The following is an 18,521-nucleotide window of genomic DNA, read 5'->3' on the forward strand; positions in this document are numbered from 1 at the left end:
GGAGTGATGATCATGAATGTCAGTCCTGAAGGGCTTGCCTTTATTGCCCGGCACGAGGGCTTTTCCTCGCGTGCCTACATGGATCCGGCCGGGGTGCCGACGATCGGTTACGGCTTCACCCTTGCCTCCCGGCTGTTCCGTGACTGGTGGGCGAAGCGGGGCCGCAAGGACCTCAAGGCCGGAGACATGATCGACCGCGCTGATGCCAATACCGTGCTGAAGACGCTGGCAGATCATGAATATGGCGCTGCGGTGCTGCGCCGCTTCGGCAAGCTGCCGCAGAACCAGTTCGATGCGGTTGTTTCGGCTGTCTACAATCTCGGGGAACAGTGCCTCTCCTGGCGCTGGGCGGCGGCGCTGGCGGCCGGAAACGTGGCCGAGGCCGCGCGGCTGCTGGCCATGACCGGCATCCGGGCCGGGGGGCGTATTCTGCCGGGACTGGTCCGGCGCAGGTCCGAAGAAGCCCAGCTTCTTCAGGGCGGCGATTATGGCTTCAACAGGCATAACTCCTTGCCAGAGCCGGACCCTGAGGTGATGCGGGGCCAGCAGATGCTGGCACGGCTTGGCTTCAAGCCCGGCCCTGCCGACGGGATCGAAGGGCCGCTTACGCGGGCGGCCGTGCTGGCATTCCAGATCGAGCACCCGCCGCTGAAGCTCGACGGCAGGCTGGGCCCCGCAACCCTCTCCGAACTGGAGCGCGCCGTTGGAAAGCAGAAAGGTGTGGCCGGAACACTCATCTGCGGTGCGACTGGCGCGGGCGTTTCCGTTTCGAATGGCGATGCCTGGGTGGAAGTCCTTGGCTGGGGGCTCGCGCTGGCTGGCCTTGCCTTCGTGACCTATCTGGTGTGGGCAAACCGGGGCCGTATCCGGCTGCTTGCCCGCCAGTTCATTTCCTGAAACCCGATGTGGAAGGACAGGCACATGAATGGTTGGAAGACACTTGCCTTCAATGGAGCGGTTGGCATCGCCAGTCTGGGGGGCGGAGTTCTGGATCAGCTGGATCTGATCGACTGGAGCAAGGTTCTGCCGGACGGCTGGGGGCCGTTTGCCGTCATGGCGATCGGCCTCATCAACATCCTCTTGCGGCATGTGACGACGGAGCCTGCGGCCTGGCGCAAGTAAGCGGGGCCTGAAAAGATGCTTGGGGCTGACGGGAGACTGTCAGCCCCGTTCATTTGCCATTCAGGCAGAGGTAGCTACAAAAGGGATACTTCCGGCCCGAACCGAAGCAGGAACAGTCCCGTGACCAGATCTTTTGCCGCCGCCCTTCTCTTTCTTCTTGCCGGACTTGTTCCGGCCGCCGCCAATTGCCTGTCGCAGGGCGAGGCACAGCAGGCCGTGGCAAGCGGGCAGGCGCAGCCGCTGGGTGCTGTTGCAGGCTCCGTGGGCGGCGAAATCGTCAAGGCGCAGCTGTGTATCGAGGGCGGGCGCTATGTCTACCGTCTCTCCGTGCTGGCCAACGGACAGGTGACGACAGTCGTTGTCGACGCCAGCCGGTAGGCACAGGGCGAAGACTCGCCTAAATGTGACAATAGACAGATCCATCCGGGAAGACAGATGCGCCTCCTCATTGTTGAAGACGACAAGGACCTGAACCGCCAGCTTGCCGAGGCACTGACCGAAGCGGGCTATGTTGTGGACCGTGCCTATGACGGCGAGGAGGGGCACTATCTCGGCGACACGGAGCCCTATGACGCTGTGGTGCTGGATCTCGGCCTGCCAGTGCTCGACGGCATTTCGGTGCTGGAAAAATGGCGCCGGAACAAGCGCACGATGCCCGTGCTGATCCTGACCGCCCGCGACCGCTGGTCTGACAAGGTGGCTGGCATTGATGCGGGCGCGGATGACTATGTGGCCAAGCCCTTCCATATGGAGGAAGTGCTGGCGCGGGTGCGGGCGCTGGTGCGCCGCGCGGCCGGCCTTGCCTCCAACGAAATCGAATGCGGTGACCTGCGCGCCGATTTGCGCACCAGCCGGGTGACAGTGGGTGGCAGTCCGGTGAAGCTGACGTCGCTGGAGTACCGCCTTCTGGCCTATCTGCTGCACCACAAGGGCAAGGTGATCTCCCGCACTGAGCTGGTGGAGCATCTCTACGATCAGGATTTTGACCGGGATTCCAATACGATCGAGGTTTTTGTCGGACGTCTGCGCAAGAAGCTGGGCGGGGACTATATCGAAACCATCCGTGGGCTTGGCTACCGGATGGGAGAACCGGTGTGAGCGGGCCGGATCAGGCTTCGCGGAGTGAGGCGGCAGGGCCGCCGCGACGCAGGTCCCTGGCAACACGGCTGGTGCTCGCTGCCTCGCTCTGGTCGACGGCAGCTCTTGTGATCGCGGGCGTCATTCTGGTTGGCCTCTACCGCGAGGCGGTGGAACGCGGCTTTGACAGCCAGCTTGAAGTCTACCAGAAGAGCATCATTGGCGCGATGGCGCCTGCCGCTGCCGGAGAGTCGCTGAACCGGCCGGACAACCTGGGAGAACCGCGCTTCTCCCTGCCGCTTTCGGGCTGGTACTGGACGGTGACGGATCTGGCGGGAGGCGAGCGGGTGTTCGCCTCGCCTTCGCTGCTTGGGGATCCGTTGAACCTTCCCGCGCTGGGCGAGGGGGAGCGCAGCGGTAGCGCCGCCATGACGGGCCCCGGCAACGACGAATTGCGGGTGACGCAGCGGATCATCTCCTTCGGCGGCAAAAGCTATCTCATTGCCGTGGCCGGGCGCACAGCCGGGCTGCGGCAGGATGTGAGAGCCTTTACCGGGCAGGTGGTGCTGACGCTGTTCGTATTTGGCCTCGGGCTGGTGGCTGCGGTGTTTCTTCAGGTCCGCTATGGACTTGTGCCGCTGAAGCGCCTGCAGGCATCGCTGGCGGCGGTCCGGCAGGGCGACGCCGAGCGGGTGGCGGAGGATCTGCCCTCGGAACTTGCGCCGCTTGCCGTGGAACTGAATGCGCTGATTGCCTCGAACCGGGAAGTGGTGGAGCGCGCCCGCACGCATGTGGGCAATCTGGCCCATGCCCTGAAGACGCCGCTAAGCGTGATTTCCAATGAAGCCCGGGCACAGGGCGGGCCATTTGCGGAAAAGATGGCCGAACAGGCCGGCATCATGCGCACGCAGGTTGATCACCATCTTGAGCGGGCGCGGATGGCTGCCCAGCGGCGGGTGATTGGCGTCGCAACTCCGGCCGAACCGGTTCTGACAAAGCTGGCCCGCGTGATGGAACGCATCCATGATGCCAAGGGGCTGGATATTTCCGCCGATTGCGCCGAGGGGATGCGTTTCCGGGGTGAGCAGCAGGATCTTGAGGAAATGGCTGGCAACCTCATGGACAATGCCTGCAAGTGGGCAAGGTACGAGGTGCGGCTGACATCGCGGCCGACAGACACCGGAACCCCAGGCCGTCAGTTCATCGAAATCATCGTCGAGGATGATGGCCCGGGCCTGACGGAGGAGCAGCGCAAGGAAGCCGTGAAACGCGGCAAGCGGCTGGACGAAAGCGTGCCCGGCACGGGGCTCGGGCTGTCGATCGTTGCTGATCTGGCGGGGCTTTATGGCGGCAGTTTCGAGCTGTCGTCTTCGGAACTTGGCGGACTGAAAGCACGCCTGCTGCTGCCTGCGGTCTGACGCCAGGTCTTTCGGTGCTGACGCATCACACCGTGACACTGCCCATGCGCCGCACGGGTTTGCAGGAGGGACTCTGTAAGGTTGGGTAATGCAGCTTTACTGGACGTCCGCCACCCTGTGACCTACATCACTAAGAGTGCGCTGCAACATCCCTAATGTTTCATCAAGATGGCGTGATTCGGCCATAAATTTGGGAAATTTTAAGGATAACGGGCGCAGTATGGGAGCCTTGTTACCATTCTTGCGTTGTTGCGTTGTTGCGTTGTTGCGTTTGAGAACGCGCGAACCGGTCCTTGGCGGCCGGTTGATGGAGTGCGAGATGCGGTTGAGCAAAAGTGGGTTGATTGTGCTCTTGTCTGCAGGCCTGTCGGCTTGCGGCTCGCTCGGCAGTGACAGCAGCTCCGGCGGCGCGGATCTGTGGGGATCGGCTTTTGGCCGCTCCGAGAAATCCATCGCTGAGGCCGAAGCCAACGCAGCTATCAACAAGCTGCTGGAAGGCACCCCCGGCCTCGTGCTGGAAACGAGTGACCGGCGCGTGGCCGCCGAGGCGCAAAAGCAGGCTCTGGCCACGCCGGGCGCAGGTGGCGCCGTGCGCTGGGACAATCCGCGGACCGGACGGCAAGGTGAAGTTCGTCCGGGCCCCAAATATCAGGTCAACAACACCGAGTGCCGGGAGTTCACCCACCAGGTGACGTCCAAGGACAATCCCGTGCCTGTGGTGGCCCGCGCAACGGCCTGCACCGACGAAAAGGGGCTGTGGCGCCCGATCGGTTGAGCCGCATCAGAGCTTCGCATATCCCGGTCCGACTTGCGGCCCGCCGGTTTCCGGCGGGTTTTCTGTTTTTGCAAGCAACGCCGTGATCTGGAGGACGTGCAGGATTTTAATGTTCAGGTCAACCAATTGGAAAGGAACACTTAAGCCCTGAAGTGCTAGGCTTCCCGCCAGTCTTATCCGGTTGATCAAAGTTCTGCGTATCATGACCGATCAGGATCTTCTGAAAAGGAAGATACAGTCCTATCTCGGAGAGCTGTCTCCGGGTGCTGTCTCCATGCTGGCCAGAAGCCTGGAGAGGACACATGCACTTGGACAGAACGAGCCCCATGCAGAGCTTATTCTGGCGGCCGCGCTGGCTCTGTTGTCTGGGCAAGCCTCCGGCGAAGAGCCTGTGAATGCAGTTCCAGCCCGGCATGCCGGCCGCGACGGGCGCCAGAAGCTGGAGCGGAGCTTTTTCGCGCCGCTCGATGCCTTTGCCATAAATGAACAGCTTCCCCACAAGCAGGAAGGCCGGATTTACCGGCCTTATCTGAGTGAATTCTGGAGCTGGATGGAGCGTGATGTCCTGGCGGACGACATTTCCCGGGCGGTCGAATTTCTGGAAAAGCGTCCGGATGATGACGAGCGGGTTCACCGCGTGGCTGCGGTCTTGCGTAAGAAGGCGGGAGAGGCGCTGACGGGCATTCTCGAGGACTGCACCGCATCTGAACGCGAGCAGCGCCGGCTGAAGATGATGCTGGGCGGCGAACGTGCGCTGCAGGATCTTGCCGATGTGGCCAAGGTGTTCAAGGCGGAGCCCTGGCTGAGAGCCTTCCTCCGGCGCATTCCTGACACGCTCAGCGAGCGGGCGTTGAAACAGGATAGGGACATCCTTGATCTGGTTTCCGCCTATGCCACGCGTCATCCCCAAGATGTGCCGGTGATCGCGGCCGCCATGCTGGACCGGGCGGAGGCACCCTGGTCGCTTGGCCCCTTTGCGGAGCGGCTGGCGAAGGTGCGCGGCGCCAGGTGGCTGACGAAGACCCGGTATGCGCCCTTTGCCTCGATTGTGATCTCGGAGGTGGAGCGGCTGCATCTGCTGGCCCATGAGCACCGCAAGAACAACCCCGACCCCGTTGGTTTTGCTGCCGCGCTATCCGCCTATGTCTGCGTGGTCAAAGGGGTGGAACTGGACATGGATCTGACGGGCGCCGACCAGTGGCGCAGCCGGATCGCCGAAACCCGCCGGAGCATTTCGGGCGCTGTTGCTGATGAGCTTTCCGGGGCTGCTGGCGCTGTCCGCCGCGCCTTGCTGGTGCCCAAGGCCGGAGAGCCGGGTGAGAATCGGCCGGATGAGGCGGCCCTTGATGCGGTCCTTGATGCGGCCGTTCGCGCGCTCCGTGTGCTGGACCTGAGCCGTAGCGCTGCCGAGGTCCTGGCCGTGAATGAAGCTGGAAAGCGGGCACGCCAGTCGGTCGAGCAGACGCTGGAGATTATCTCGCGCTCCCTGATTTCCGATCTGGGAAAGGCGAAAGGAGCCCAGAAAGAGGCCGTTGCTTCTGCCGCCGAGGCAGCCATTCTGCTGAGTGAAATCTGTTTCGGGCAGGAATATGCCGCTCTTCTGAGGCGAAGCCGGCAAAGCGCGATGGCCGCAGCAGCCTGAGGGCGCCGGTCTGTCCGTGTTTTCCAGATCCGTGTTTTCACCGCGACCCAAGGTCACACACTCTTTTGTTGCCAGACGGGGTGTGTCTCGATCTATATGACCGCATGACACTGTGGATCTTTTTTGCCGTTCTGACCGCCCTGGCTGCGCTGTCCATTCTCGTGCCCTTGCGGCGCGGGCCCGCCACGTTTTCCAAATACGGCGAAGCGTCTGCGGGCGAAGCTGTCTATAAGGCGCAGCTCGACGAGCTGGAGAAGGATCTTGCCCGGGGCGTCATCGACGAGACCGCGGCCAAGGCGGCGCGCACCGAAATTGCCCGGCGTCTTCTGGCCCTGCGCAAGGGCGCAACGGAAGAGGCCGGCGAGCCGCTGGCTGGGTCCGGCAGCGGCGGAGCCCGGCACACGGCAGTCTTGATGCTGGCGCTGGTTGCGGTGCCTCTGGCAACTGTCGCTGTTTACCTCGCCATCGGTTCTCCAGCTTACCCGGACCAGCCGCTGCAGGCGCGGCTTGATGTGCCGGCCGAGACGTTGCCGGTGAGCCAGATGATTGCCCGCGTCGAGCAGCACCTCGCCCAGAACCCGGCCGATGGACGCGGCTGGGAAGTTCTTGCACCCGTTTATCTGTCGATGGGGCGCCCGGAAGAATCTGCAAGAGCCTACAGCAACGCCATTCGCCTGAACGGCAGCCGCGAGGATCTGGAATCGGGATTGGGTGAAGCGCTGACCGTTGCCGCCCGCGGCGTGGTGACCGCGGATGCCAAGACGGCTTTCGAGCGGGCGGCCGCCCTATCGCCTGATGCTGTGAAGCCCCGGTTTTTTCTGGCCTTGGCATTGGGGCAGGACGGCAAACGGGACGAAGCCATCAGGGCATGGAAGCAACTGCTGGCAAGTGCTGATGGCAATGAACCCTGGGTGCCTGTCGCCCGGCAGGAGCTGGCAGTTGTCGAGGGGCGCGTCCCGCCTGCTGCATTACCAGGCCCGGCGGCAGAAGACATAGAGGCCGCCAGCGAAATGGCTGCAGAAGATCGTCAGTCCATGATCCAGAGCATGGTGGACGGCCTTCAGCAGAGGTTAAATGCGGATGGTGGCTCGATTGATGAATGGGAACGGCTCGTGCGCTCCCAGATCGTTCTCGGGGCGCGTGATGCAGCGAGGGACAGCCTCGGCAAGGCACGCGAGGCGATGGCGCAGGATCAGGACGCGCTGGCCCGCCTGACAGACCTGGAAAAGGAACTCGGGCTCGGATCCTGAGGACCTGAAATAGCTGGAACCGTGAGGGAGCGGAGCGGGGAATGACCAGAAAACAGCGCCGCCTTACGCTGATCGGAGGAGCCGGAGCCGTGCTTGCCGCTGCTGCTGGCCTGATCCTTTATGCGCTGAGCGACCAGATTGTCTTCTTCCAGACACCGACCGATGTGATCACGAAGCAGATTGCGCCGGGCCAGCGCATCCGTCTGGGCGGGCTTGTTGAAGACGGCTCGGTCGAGCGGCGTGCCAACGCGGAAGTTCTGTTCCGTGTGACTGACACGGCGAACACCGTGCAGGTGACCTACAAGGGCATATTGCCCGACCTGTTCCGCGAAGGGCAGGGCGTCGTGACAGAGGGCATGATCGGACCCGACGGGGTGTTCAAGGCCGACAACGTGCTGGCCAAGCACGACGAGAATTATGTACCGAAAGAAGTCGCCGATGCCCTGAAGGAACAGGGCGTCTGGAAGGGCGATGAGGATCAGCAAAGCAATTGATGCCGTCCGTGCCGGGGGGCCGGACTGGCGTGAGGGAGAACAGGACGCATGATCGTTGAGGCCGGCCATTTCGCCCTTGTACTGGCGCTTGTCATGTCGCTGGTGCAGTCGGTGGTGCCCGTGTGGGGCGCCAAGTCCGGCGATCTGCGCCTGATGTCCGTTGCGGCGCCGGTCGCCAATCTGATCTTTGTGCTGGTCGCGATTTCCTTCGCATCGCTGACCTGGGCCTATCTGAGTTCCGATTTTTCCGTCCTGAATGTCTGGGAGAACTCCCATTCGGCCAAGCCGCTGATCTTCAAGATCTCCGGTGTCTGGGGCAATCACGAAGGCTCCATGCTGCTGTGGGTGCTTATTCTGGTGCTCTTCGGGGCCCTGGTGGGTCTGTTCAGCAGCAATGTGCCCGCACCGCTGCGGGCGACTGTCCTGAGTGTCCAGTCCTGGGTGTCGACGGCTTTCCTGCTGTTCATCCTGATCACCTCGAATCCGTTCCAGCGGATCGCCGAGGCGCCTTTCGAGGGCAACGACCTCAACCCGATCCTGCAGGACATTGGCCTCGCGATCCATCCGCCGTTGCTCTATCTGGGTTATGTCGGCTTCTCGATCACCTTTTCCTTTGCTGTCGCAGCGCTGATTCTCGGGCGGATTGACGCGGCCTGGGCGCGCTGGGTGCGGCCCTGGACGCTGCTGGCCTGGCTGTTCCTGACGCTCGGTATCTCCATGGGCTCCTACTGGGCCTATTATGAACTGGGCTGGGGCGGCTGGTGGTTCTGGGACCCGGTCGAGAATGCGTCCTTCATGCCCTGGCTGGCTGGCACAGCACTGCTGCATTCGGCCATCGTCATGGAAAAGCGCGAGGCGTTGAAGGTCTGGACGGTTCTGCTCGCCATCTTCACCTTTTCCCTGTCGCTGCTTGGAACATTCCTCGTCCGCTCGGGCGTTCTGACCAGCGTGCATGCCTTTGCGGTCGATCCGTCACGCGGCGTGTTCATTCTGGGAATCCTGTGCGTCTTCATTGGCGGCTCGCTGGCGCTCTACGCTTGGCGTGCGCCGATGCTGAAGCAGGGAGGGATCTTCTCGCCGATCAGCCGTGAAGGTTCGCTGGTCCTGAACAACCTGTTCCTGACGGCAGCCTGCGCGGCGGTGTTTGTGGGCACGCTCTATCCGCTGGCGCTCGAGACACTGACGGGTGAGAAAATTTCCGTAGGGGCGCCATTCTTCAACCTGACTTTCGGCCCATTGATGATTCCGCTGCTGATTGCGGTTCCTTTTGGTCCTCTGCTGGCCTGGAAGCGCGGCGATCTGCTGGCAGCCTGTGAAAGGCTCTATGCAGTGTTCGGCCTGACACTTGTGGCTACGCTCTTTGTCTTCTGGCTTTGGGGCATGGACCGTGTTCTGGCGCCGCTGGGTGTTGGCCTCGCAGTCTGGGTGATGGCGGGCTCGATTGCGGAAGTCATCTCCCGCAGCAGGCTTCTCGAAGTCGGCCTTGCGCGTGGTCTGCCGCGCCTGTTTGGTCTGCCGCGTTCGGCCTGGGGAACGGTGCTGGGGCACTTTGGCCTTGGCATGACCGTTCTGGGCATCGTGGTGGCTTCTGCTTTCCAGATTGAGGTGGTGCGTAACGCCAAGCCGGGCGATACGTTTGACGTATCCGGCTATCAGTTCACGTTTGACGGCGTCGCGCCCCAGCAGGGGCCGAACTTCACGGCGCAGGTGGGGCATTTTACCGTGCGCTCGGGTGGAAGCGAAGTCGCAAAGCTGGATCCCTCGAAGCGGGTCTATACGGCGCGGGGCATGCCGACGACCGAGGCGGCGATTGCCACTTTCGGTTTCTCGCAGCTCTACATCTCTCTGGGCGAAAGCCACGCGGACGGCAGTGTGGACCTGCGCGCCTATCACAAGCCGCTGATCACCCTGATCTGGCTGGGCACGCTGGTGATGTCGCTGGGTGGAGCCGTATCCCTGACCGACCGGCGCCTTAGGGTCGGGGCACCCAAGCCGGCCAAGGCGAAGGCAGGCAAGCCGCAAACCGTGGCAGCGGAGTGAGCCGGATGAGACGTTTTCTTGCAAGCCTGCTCATGGTCTTTTCGCTGTGCGGAACTGCCCTCGCCATTGGACCGGACGAAATCCTGCCAGATCCTGCGCTGGAAGCGCGCGCGCGGGAGCTCTCTGCACAGCTGCGCTGCATGGTTTGCCAGAACCAGTCGATCGACGACAGCGATGCACCGCTCGCCAAGGATCTGCGTGTGCTTGTGCGTGAACGTCTTGTCGCGGGCGACAGCAATGAGGCTGTCATCGACTATCTCGTTTCCCGCTATGGTGAATTTGTGCTGCTGAAGCCGCGGATCGGCTGGAACACGATCTTTCTGTGGGCCTCTGCGCCCCTGGCTCTCTTCGCAGGCGGTATCGCGGTTCTGGTGGCGTCCCGGCGCCAGAAGCGAAGGGCAGCCATAGCCGAAGCTGAGCCTCTGACAGCTGCCGAAGAGGCTGAGCTGGCGGCGATCCTCAAGGAGGAACCAGAGGCAGACGCATCCGGGCAGGGCAGGTAATACCACGCCTCCCGATGCGGGCTCCTCACGCCGCCGCAGCTGCCATGACAGACAGGCGGACCTTGATGAAGCGCATGGTGCGCTGTGCTTCTGCTTCTGAGAGGATCCGGTATTCTCCTGCCCAATGATCCACCTGAGTGGAGGGGCAGCGCATGTGGCGGCAGCGGGCCTTGCAAAGCGCGCCGAAGGCGGTGTCGCTTACTCCGACTGATCTGCACAGAACGGCAATGGCCTCAACATCTGGGCGCACCATGATATTGCGGACAAACCTTTCGTCGATCTGGGCGAACTGGCCGAGCAGGAAAGCAAGCTCGTAGAGTTCGTTGGACAGACTGTACTCGATAACAGCCTGGTCCAGCTGCTTGTGACCGTCACGCAGATCCTTCAGTGTTGCCTTGGCATTCAGGCGTGATTTGCGCCGCTCCAGCTTTCCCTCGTCAACAAGGGCGCTCGCCTCCTTGAACAGGTTGCGGGCCATCCGCTCGTTGTTTTCAAAGATGTAGCGCAGCTTGGCCTGACGGTCGGCGGGCAGCATGGACAAAAGCCTGTCGAAGTTCGGCTTGGACAGATCGTGCCGTTCGGTCAGTGCCTCGCGCAGCTCCCGGTCACTTTCGGCGAGTTTCACCAGAAGCCGCCCGCCCCAATCCGAAAGCTCTGCGCCCGTATTGGCCGCAACCGAGTGCTGGACAGGCTTTTCGCCCCGTTCCAGCAACACATCGGTGATCTTCGGCCTGAGACTGCCCCGCCGCGAAATAGCCATCAGATGATCTTGCCCCTTGGTCCGGGCCAGCTGGAAAAGATCCTCATCCGTGAGCACGCATGAATGCTCCAGCACAGGTGCTGCGACATCCGCCTTGTCATTGGCCAGTTTGAGGATGAGCGGACGGGGCGTTGTATCTACATGCGCCATCCGGCCGGAAAATTCCCGGCGCTCATTGATGTCTATCAGATCAAGCAGATTGATCAGGATGTCATTGAACAGCGTCAGCTCTTCATCCGTGTGGCGGTCTGCGCCTTCAATGAAGAGGCTGGCGATATGGCCCATCAGTTCGCGGCGTTTGCCGCTACAGCTTTCCTTCGCCAGATCAACGAGCGATCTCAGCATTCTGTCCTCTATACAATGCGGTGTATGTGTGTTGGACATTGCAGAAAACAGATTTACGGAGAGATAAGTTGAATGCTGAAAATTTGATGTTTCCGGATGTATTTTTGCTAATTGTTACTTGTAACAGTGTCTGATTTTTCATGCGTGAAAATACATTACGAAGGTTTAATCCGCCGGTCAGGCGCCTGTAATGCGGCGCTCTCCATACTCGTTTGCAACAAGGCGCGGTGCCCCGCCTGCGCCGGAAAGACAGTCAGACGATGAGGAGTGATTTCATGTCCGAGCAGCAGAATTCTGAGCAGTCCGGCAAGCCTTCCGCCGGGTTCTTCGCCCGCCACAAGGCAAGCCTGCTGGCTGGTGCCATGGCTCTTGGCCTTGCCGGAGCTCTGACCGTTCAGGGTCTCGTTCCTTCCAATTATGCTTTTGCTGCCCCCGTCGAGGTGAGCCAGCCCGCCCCGCTGAATTTCTCCAACGTCGTATCCGCCGTGCAGCCGGCCGTGGTCAGCGTCAAGGTGAAGCAGGCCGCCCAGCCGCGCATGATGAATTTCCGTGGCGGCGAAGACTTCTTTGGCCTGCCGGGGATGGATGAGCTGCCGGACGGTCATCCGCTGAAGCGCTTCTTCGAGCGCCGTGGCCAGGGAGGACAGGGTGGCGGCCAGCAGAATTCCCGTCCTTATGAAATGTCCCAGGGCTCCGGCTTCTTCATATCCGATGACGGTTATGTGGTGACCAACAACCACGTGGTCGACAAGGGCACGGAATTCACCGTGACCGACAACGAAGGTCATGACTACAAGGCCAAGCTGATCGGGGCGGACCCGCGCACGGACCTTGCGGTCTTGAAGGTGGAATCGGACAAGAAATTCACCTACGTGGCTTTCGCAGAGGACGCCCCTTCCGTCGGTGAGTGGGTCGTGGCCATTGGCAACCCCTTCGGCCTTGGCGGAACCGTGACTGCCGGTATCGTCTCGGCGCGCGGCCGTGACATCGGCGCCGGTCCCTATGACGACTTCATCCAGATCGATGCCCCGGTCAACCGCGGCAACTCGGGTGGCCCGGCCTTCAACATGAAGGGTGAGGTGATCGGCATCAACGCCGCCATCTACTCGCCGTCCGGCGGCAACGTCGGCATTGCCTTCGCCATCCCTGCTTCGACGGCGCGTGATGTTGTTGCCTCGCTGCAGAAGGATGGCGCCGTGACGCGCGGCTGGCTGGGCGTCCAGATCCAGCCGGTAACGGATGACATCGCAGCCAGCCTCGGCCTCGCCGATGCACAGGGAGCAATCGTCTCCGATCCGCAGAACGGCAGCCCTGCCGCCAAGGCCGGGATTGAGGCCGGCGACACGATCCTCAAGGTCGATGGCGCAGACGTGAAAGGTCCGCGGGAGCTGTCCCGCATGATTGCGGCCTATGCGCCGGGAACGAAGGTGGACCTGACGGTCTGGCGCAATGGCAAGGAAAAGGATGTCTCCGTCACGCTCGGCAAACTGACCGACAGCCAGCAGATGGCCGCCGCCGGTGATGAGGGTGCGGGTAAGACCGAGCTTGAAGATCTCGGAATTGATCTGGCATCCGCCTCCCAGGCCGGACTTGATGTCGAGGGCGTGGTGGTCCTGAACGTGGACCCGGCAGGGCCTGCCGCAGACAAGGGTCTTGCCCGCGGTGATGTGATTGCCGAAGTCGCCGGTCAGAAAGTCTCAACCCCGGCGGACGTTCAGGCGGCGCTGGCCAAGGCCGAAAAGGATGGCCGCAAGGCCGTGCTGATGCGGGTCTTCCGCGATGACAGCGCCCGTTTCGTCGCCTTGCCGCTCAACGTCGGTTAAGCCGCATGGATTGGGGCGGGGCATCCGGCAGCCTCCGGAGATCCCCCGCCTCATGCCTGGCCTTTCGGGTCTCCGCTGCCCCCGATCCCACCCCACAGAGGTCAGGCCAAGTGTCCGCAGCACCCGCAAGAGGGTTGCTGCGGACACTTCTTTCCGGTTCTTTCCGGGCAAAAGCTCAGGTAAAAGATTGGCATGCTGAAAATTCTCATCATCGAAGACGACAAGCAAGCCGCCGCCTATGTTGCGAAGGGGCTGCGCGAGGTCGGTCACTCTGCAGATCTTGCCGCCGATGGCGAGGAAGGGCTGCAGATGGCGCAGGACAGCCGCTATGACGTGCTGATCGTCGACCGCATGCTGCCGCGCCTGGATGGTCTTGCGATCATTCAGTCCCTGCGCAAGAGCGGCGACCACACGCCCGTGCTGATCCTCTCGGCGCTCGGCCAGGTCGATGACCGGGTGACGGGCCTCAGGGCAGGGGGCGATGATTATCTGCCCAAGCCTTTCGCCTTCACCGAGCTGCTGGCCCGTGTCGAGGCGCTGGGGCGCCGGCCCAAGGCCGGTGGTGACAGCGAGACGACCTACCGGGTTGCGGATCTTGAGCTGGACCGCCTTGCCCACCGCTGCACCCGCAGCGGCAAGGACATTCCGCTGCAGCCGCGCGAGTTCCGCCTGCTTGAGTATCTGATGCAGCACGCCGGTCAGGTGGTGACGCGCACCATGCTGCTAGAGAATGTCTGGGAATACCACTTCGACCCCCAGACCAATGTGATTGACGTGCATGTGTCCCGGCTGCGGTCCAAGATCGACAAGGATTTTGACGTGCCGCTGCTTCACACTGTCCGTGGTGCGGGATACACGATCCGTGACAGCGCTGGCTAGGCTCATCCGCACGACGGCTTTCAAGCTGTCGCTGCTCTATCTGGCTGTGTTCACCGCGCTGTCCGGGTTTCTGCTTTTCTCCATTTCCAGCAACACCAACACGCTGATCACCGGTCAGGTGGTGCAGACCGTTGATGCGGAAATCGAAGGTCTTGCCGACCAGTTCGCACGCGGCGGCGTCCGGGCGCTGGTCACGGCCATTGACGCCCGGGCGCGCCGGCCTGACGCCAGCATCTATCTTCTCATCGATTTTGCTGGCAATGCGCTTGCCGGGAACATCTCCCGCCTTCCGACGACCGTGCTGGAGGAGGCGGACGGCGGCGTGCGCCGGGTGACCTATTTCCGCCGCGAGGCCGATGGCGAGGTCAACCGGGAAAGCGAGCGGCAGGCCGTTGTCCGGACCTTCGAAATCCCCGGCGGCTTCCGTCTGCTGGTCGGGCGTGATCTTGGGGAGCAGCAGCGCTTCAAGGAAGTGCTGGCCGGGGCCATGCGGGTATGGCTTCTGGTGGTTCTGGCCATGGCGGGCGTGTCCTGGCTCTTCGTCTCGCGCTATGTGCTGCGCCGCATCGACGCCATGGCTGCGACCAGCAACCAGATCATGGAAGGCAATCTGTCCCGCCGCCTGCCCGTTGCCGGAAACGGCGATGAGTTCGACCGTCTGGCCCTCAGCCTCAACGGCATGCTGGAGCGGATCGAGCAGCTGATGCAGGGCCTGCGCGATGTGACCGATAACATTGCCCACGATCTCAAGACGCCGCTCACCCGCATGCGCACCCGCATCGAGGCGGCGCTGCGCGATGGCGGAACCGGGACGGACTACCGGCAGGCCATGGAAGAAACGCTCGAGGACTGCGATGGCCTTCTGCGGATCTTCGATGCCTTGCTGCGGATTGCCCGTGTTGAATCCATGTCGCCGGAAGCCGGGCATGAACAGGTCGATCTGAAGCAGGTGGCGCTTGAAGTGGCGGATCTTTATCAGCCCGTCGTCGAGGATGACGGCGGAAGCCTCACCGTCGTGGGGGAGGGTGAATTCCGGGCTCTGGCCAACCGCGAGCTTGTCGCCCAGGCGCTGGTCAACCTCATTGAGAATGCTCTGAAATACGGCCAGCCCGAGGATGGACAGCCGCTTGCGATCACCTTAAAGCTCGAACAGGAGCATGACCGGATCGCCATAAGCGTCGCTGACAACGGGCGGGGCATTGAAGAAAAGGATCGCGGGCGTGTTCTGGACCGCTTTGTCCGGCTGGAGGAGAGCCGGACCGAGCCGGGATACGGGCTGGGCCTGAGCCTTGTGAAGGCGATTGCCCGGCTGCATGGCGGCTCCCTTGCACTGGGGGATGCCGGGCCGGGGCTGGTTGCGAGGATTGATCTTCCGGCAGCTCAAGTGGACATGCCGGGAGGCGCAAGACGTGACGACAGAAGCAGGGAAGCGGGAAGCCGGAGCTGAAAAGGGGCCGCTGCGCCATCGCATCAAGGTCGTTCCGCGGCCACAGTCTCCCGAAAGGGCAGAGAGCGTTCTCTCCGATCTGCTGATCCGCGCAGCGGAGGATGCAAGCACCTCGGATCTTGCGGCATGGCTCGGCCGGGATCCGCAGCTTCGTGCGTTTCTCGCCAGTGTCTTTGCCAATGCCCCTTATCTGCGCGAGCTCGCCATGGTGCGCCCGCAGCGTTTGCAACGGGTGCTTGGGGAGGATCTGGAAGGCCTGATCTCCGGCACGATCCATGCTGCCCGGGAGGCGCGGCCTGCTGATGAGGCCGGGCTGATGCGCGAGTTGCGCCAGCTCAAGCAGGATCTGGCCCTTGCCGTTGCCCTTGCCGACATTGGCGGGGCGATTGACCTTGATGATGTGACGCGCGCGCTGGCCGAACTTGCCGATGCCAGCCTCACCGCCGCCATCCGCCTGTGCCTGCGGGAGCTGGCCGCGCGCGGCAAGTTCTCGCCGCAGGACTTGGACGAGCCGGAAAAAGGCTCCGGCCTCATCGTTCTTGCCATGGGCAAGCACGGTGCCTTCGAGCTGAATTACTCCAGCGATATCGATCTTATCGTCTTCTATGATCCAGAGATCGCGCCGCTTTCCGCCAATGCCGAGGCTCCGGTGGAGTTCGTGCGCCTGACCAAGCGGCTGGTGAAGATCATGCAGGAGCGCACGGCGGACGGCTATGTCTTCCGCACCGATCTGCGGCTCCGGCCGGATCCCGGTGCAACGCCTGTGGCCATATCTGTGCCCGCCGCTCTCGCCTATTACGAAGCGCTGGGGCAGAACTGGGAGCGGGCAGCCTTGATCAAGGCGCGGCCCTGCGCCGGTGACATTCCGGCGGGCGAAGCTTTCCTGCACGAGATCGTGCCCTTCATCTGGCGCAAGTATCTGGACTTTGCCGCCATTGCGGACGTGCATTCCATCAAGCGCCAGATCCACATGCACAAGGGGCACGGCAAGATCGCCGTTGCCGGGCACAATGTGAAGCTGGGCCGGGGCGGCATCCGCGAGGTCGAATTCTTCGTCCAGACGCAGCAGCTGATCGCAGGCGGGCGCAATCCCGAACTGCGCGGGCGCCGCACGCTCGACATGCTCGACCGGCTTGTCGCCTTCAACTGGATCAAGCCGGACACCCGCGACGACCTGAAAGAGGCCTACCGCTTCCTGCGCAAGGTCGAGCATCGCATCCAGATGCTCAATGACGAGCAGACCCACCTGCTGCCGCAGCTGGGCGAAGGCCTGCAGCGCGTGGCTTTCCTCGCCGGTTTCGATGACCTGCCGTCTTTTGAGACCGAACTGCTGAAGCAGTTGCAGACCGTGCAGAGGCATTATGCCGGTCTGTTCGAGGATGAGCCGGAACTGGCGTCGGACATGGGCAATCTTGTCTTCACCGGCGATGACGATGATCCGGACACGCTGGAAACCCTATCCCGTCTCGGCTACCGCCAGCCTTCGGATGCGGCGAAGATCATCAAGGCCTGGCATTTCGGCCGCTATCCGGCCATGCGCTCGACCAAGGCGCGCGAGCGGCTGACCGAGCTGCATCCGGCGCTGATTTCGGCGCTCGCCCGCAGCGACAATGCGGACGCGGCATTGCGCGCCTTCGACGCGTTTCTGGGCCGTCTGCCTGCGGGCGTGCAGCTTTTCTCCCTGCTCCGCTCCAACCCCCAGCTTCTGCATCTGATGGCAACGGTCATGGGCTCCGCGCCGCGTCTGGCCGAAACGGTGGCGCGCCGGGTGCATGTGCTGGATGCGGTGCTCGATCCGGCTTTCTTCGGTGCCATGCCGAGCCGCGAAGAGTTCCGCGCTGGTCTTGATCAGACACTTACCCTCGCCCGCTACTATGAAGAGGCGCTGGACAGGGCGCGCATTTTCGCGCAGGAGCAGCAGTTCCTGATCGGCCTGCGGCTGCTGTCGGACACCCTGTCGGCCGATCAGGTCGGCCATGCTCTGGCCCGGCTTGCCGAAGTGGTGCTGGATCGCATTCTGGCGCGGGTGGTGGAACACGTGGCTGCGTCCCATGGGCATGTGCCGGGCGGAGAGTTTGCGCTTCTGTCCATGGGCAAGCTCGGCGGCGAAGAGATGACGGCCAGCTCCGATCTGGATCTCATCCTGCTCTATGAGGTGCCGGAAGATGCCACCGGCTCTGATGGTGCGAGGCCGCTGCCGGTCAGCCAGTACTACATCCGCCTGACCCAGCGGCTTGTAACGGCCCTGTCCGCACCGACGGCGGAAGGCAGCCTCTACGAGGTGGATTTCCGCCTGCGCCCCTCCGGCAATGCCGGTCCGCTGGCCACCAGCATCACCGCCTTTGAAACCTATCAGCGCAACGAGGCCTGGACCTGGGAGCATATGGCCCTGACCCGGGCGCGTGTGCTGACCAGCTCGTCGGAAGCCTTCTCCGCCAAGGTCTCCGCCTTCCTGCAGGAAATCCTCTGCCGGCCGCGCGAGGCGCAGAAGATTGCCGCTGACGTGGCATCCATGCGCGGGCGTATCGAGAAGGAGAAGGGCACCAAGGATATCTGGGATCTGAAACAGGTCGCAGGCGGGCTCGTCGATATCGAGTTCGTCGCCCAGTATCTGCAGCTGGTGCATGGCCACGCGCATCCTGAGGTTCTGGCCCAGAACACGGAGATTGCCCTTGGCCGGGCGCTGGAACTCGGGCTGCTGAATGCGGATGACGCGGGCGGGCTCTTGCAGGCGTTGCGGCTCTATCACCGCCTGACCCAAATCCTGCGCATGACGCTGACGGGCAAGTTCCTGCCGGTCGAGGCGCCGGGCGGCGTGCTCGCACTGCTGCTCAACGCAGCGGCAGCACCCGATCTCGCCCGCCTTGAGGTGGAACTGGCCGAGACACAGGCCAATGTCCGCAGCATCTTCGAAAGGCTGATCGGCCCGGTCAAGCCGGACTGACA

At 62.8% G+C, this 18,521-nt stretch carries 17 protein-coding genes; 15 read left to right on the forward strand and 2 right to left on the reverse strand.

The features are described 5' to 3' along the window. The first annotated feature begins 12 nt into the window (after nucleotides 1-12). The 6 genes from IF10I1_RS05050 to IF10I1_RS05075 all read left to right on the forward strand — a co-directional run bounded on the left by IF10I1_RS05050 (nucleotide 13) and on the right by IF10I1_RS05075 (nucleotide 4,392). Nucleotides 13-897 (forward strand): glycoside hydrolase family protein, encoded by an 885-nt coding sequence (locus tag IF10I1_RS05050; RefSeq protein ID WP_208977365.1) that lies wholly within the window; start codon nucleotides 13-15, stop codon nucleotides 895-897. A 24-nt stretch (nucleotides 898-921) separates the two neighbouring features. Further along, entirely contained in the window at nucleotides 922-1,122 is a 201-nt protein-coding gene (locus IF10I1_RS05055) for a hypothetical protein (RefSeq protein WP_186393903.1), read from the forward strand. 120 nt (nucleotides 1,123-1,242) lie between these two features. Beyond that, the gene (locus IF10I1_RS05060) at nucleotides 1,243-1,500 is read left to right on the forward strand and encodes a PepSY domain-containing protein (RefSeq protein WP_055455670.1); all 258 of its coding nucleotides are present in this window, start codon (nucleotides 1,243-1,245) and stop codon (nucleotides 1,498-1,500) included. A 57-nt stretch (nucleotides 1,501-1,557) separates the two neighbouring features. Then, nucleotides 1,558-2,220: a response regulator transcription factor gene (locus tag IF10I1_RS05065; protein ID WP_050471136.1), complete on the forward strand. Its 663-nt coding sequence runs from the start codon at nucleotides 1,558-1,560 to the stop codon at nucleotides 2,218-2,220. Next, nucleotides 2,217-3,617, forward strand: a complete 1,401-nt coding sequence (locus tag IF10I1_RS05070) for an ATP-binding protein (RefSeq protein ID WP_186393902.1) — start codon at nucleotides 2,217-2,219, stop codon at nucleotides 3,615-3,617. The genes IF10I1_RS05065 and IF10I1_RS05070 overlap by 4 nt, the downstream gene beginning before the upstream one ends. Nucleotides 3,618-3,936: 319 nt before the next feature. Then, a complete protein-coding gene (locus IF10I1_RS05075) occupies nucleotides 3,937-4,392 on the forward strand; it encodes an RT0821/Lpp0805 family surface protein (protein WP_050471387.1) in 456 nt (151 codons plus the stop codon). 6 nt (nucleotides 4,393-4,398) lie between these two features. Here IF10I1_RS05075 and IF10I1_RS05080 read toward each other — a convergent pair whose 3' ends face one another. Then, entirely contained in the window at nucleotides 4,399-4,596 is a 198-nt protein-coding gene (locus IF10I1_RS05080) for a hypothetical protein (RefSeq protein WP_058900345.1), read from the reverse strand. A 187-nt stretch (nucleotides 4,597-4,783) separates the two neighbouring features. Between IF10I1_RS05080 and IF10I1_RS05085 the strand changes: the two genes are divergently transcribed. The 5 genes from IF10I1_RS05085 (at nucleotide 4,784) to IF10I1_RS05105 (ending at nucleotide 10,321) form a co-directional block, all read left to right on the forward strand. Then, nucleotides 4,784-6,034 carry a hypothetical protein gene (locus IF10I1_RS05085; RefSeq protein WP_208994259.1) on the forward strand — a complete coding sequence of 417 codons (1,251 nt, stop codon included), beginning with the start codon at nucleotides 4,784-4,786 and terminating at the stop codon, nucleotides 6,032-6,034. Nucleotides 6,035-6,138: 104 nt separating this feature from the next. After that, nucleotides 6,139-7,284, forward strand: a complete 1,146-nt coding sequence (gene ccmI, locus IF10I1_RS05090) for a c-type cytochrome biogenesis protein CcmI (RefSeq protein ID WP_058900343.1) — start codon at nucleotides 6,139-6,141, stop codon at nucleotides 7,282-7,284. A gap of 41 nt (nucleotides 7,285-7,325) precedes the next feature. Beyond that, the gene (ccmE, locus tag IF10I1_RS05095; RefSeq protein WP_122519666.1) at nucleotides 7,326-7,778 is read left to right on the forward strand and encodes a cytochrome c maturation protein CcmE; all 453 of its coding nucleotides are present in this window, start codon (nucleotides 7,326-7,328) and stop codon (nucleotides 7,776-7,778) included. A 48-nt stretch (nucleotides 7,779-7,826) separates the two neighbouring features. After that, a complete protein-coding gene (locus IF10I1_RS05100; protein ID WP_186393899.1) occupies nucleotides 7,827-9,818 on the forward strand; it encodes a heme lyase CcmF/NrfE family subunit in 1,992 nt (663 codons plus the stop codon). A gap of 5 nt (nucleotides 9,819-9,823) precedes the next feature. Next, on the forward strand, nucleotides 9,824-10,321 hold the full coding sequence (locus tag IF10I1_RS05105) for a cytochrome c-type biogenesis protein (protein ID WP_050471141.1): 498 nt from the start codon (nucleotides 9,824-9,826) through the stop codon (nucleotides 10,319-10,321). Between the two features lie 25 nt (nucleotides 10,322-10,346). On the opposite strand, the gene IF10I1_RS05110 is transcribed toward IF10I1_RS05105, so the two are convergent. Continuing rightward, nucleotides 10,347-11,426 (reverse strand): DUF2336 domain-containing protein, encoded by a 1,080-nt coding sequence (locus IF10I1_RS05110; RefSeq protein WP_208977367.1) that lies wholly within the window; start codon nucleotides 11,424-11,426, stop codon nucleotides 10,347-10,349. Nucleotides 11,427-11,701: 275 nt separating this feature from the next. On the opposite strand from IF10I1_RS05110, the gene IF10I1_RS05115 reads away from it, so the two are divergent. The 4 genes from IF10I1_RS05115 to IF10I1_RS05130 all read left to right on the forward strand — a co-directional run bounded on the left by IF10I1_RS05115 (nucleotide 11,702) and on the right by IF10I1_RS05130 (nucleotide 18,519). Next, nucleotides 11,702-13,249: a Do family serine endopeptidase gene (locus IF10I1_RS05115; RefSeq protein WP_050471142.1), complete on the forward strand. Its 1,548-nt coding sequence runs from the start codon at nucleotides 11,702-11,704 to the stop codon at nucleotides 13,247-13,249. A gap of 192 nt (nucleotides 13,250-13,441) precedes the next feature. Further along, nucleotides 13,442-14,128, forward strand: a complete 687-nt coding sequence (locus IF10I1_RS05120) for a response regulator transcription factor (protein ID WP_019962717.1) — start codon at nucleotides 13,442-13,444, stop codon at nucleotides 14,126-14,128. Beyond that, nucleotides 14,112-15,575 (forward strand): HAMP domain-containing sensor histidine kinase, encoded by a 1,464-nt coding sequence (locus IF10I1_RS05125; protein ID WP_050471144.1) that lies wholly within the window; start codon nucleotides 14,112-14,114, stop codon nucleotides 15,573-15,575. Before IF10I1_RS05120 ends, IF10I1_RS05125 begins: the two co-directional genes overlap by 17 nt. Then, nucleotides 15,538-18,519: a bifunctional [glutamine synthetase] adenylyltransferase/[glutamine synthetase]-adenylyl-L-tyrosine phosphorylase gene (locus IF10I1_RS05130; RefSeq protein ID WP_186393898.1), complete on the forward strand. Its 2,982-nt coding sequence runs from the start codon at nucleotides 15,538-15,540 to the stop codon at nucleotides 18,517-18,519. Before IF10I1_RS05125 ends, IF10I1_RS05130 begins: the two co-directional genes overlap by 38 nt. The last annotated feature ends 2 nt before the right edge of the window (nucleotides 18,520-18,521 follow it).

Source organism: Pannonibacter sp. I15F10I1 (genome assembly GCF_900185665.1).
GTDB classification, from domain to species: Bacteria; Pseudomonadota; Alphaproteobacteria; order Rhizobiales; family Stappiaceae; genus Pannonibacter; species Pannonibacter indicus.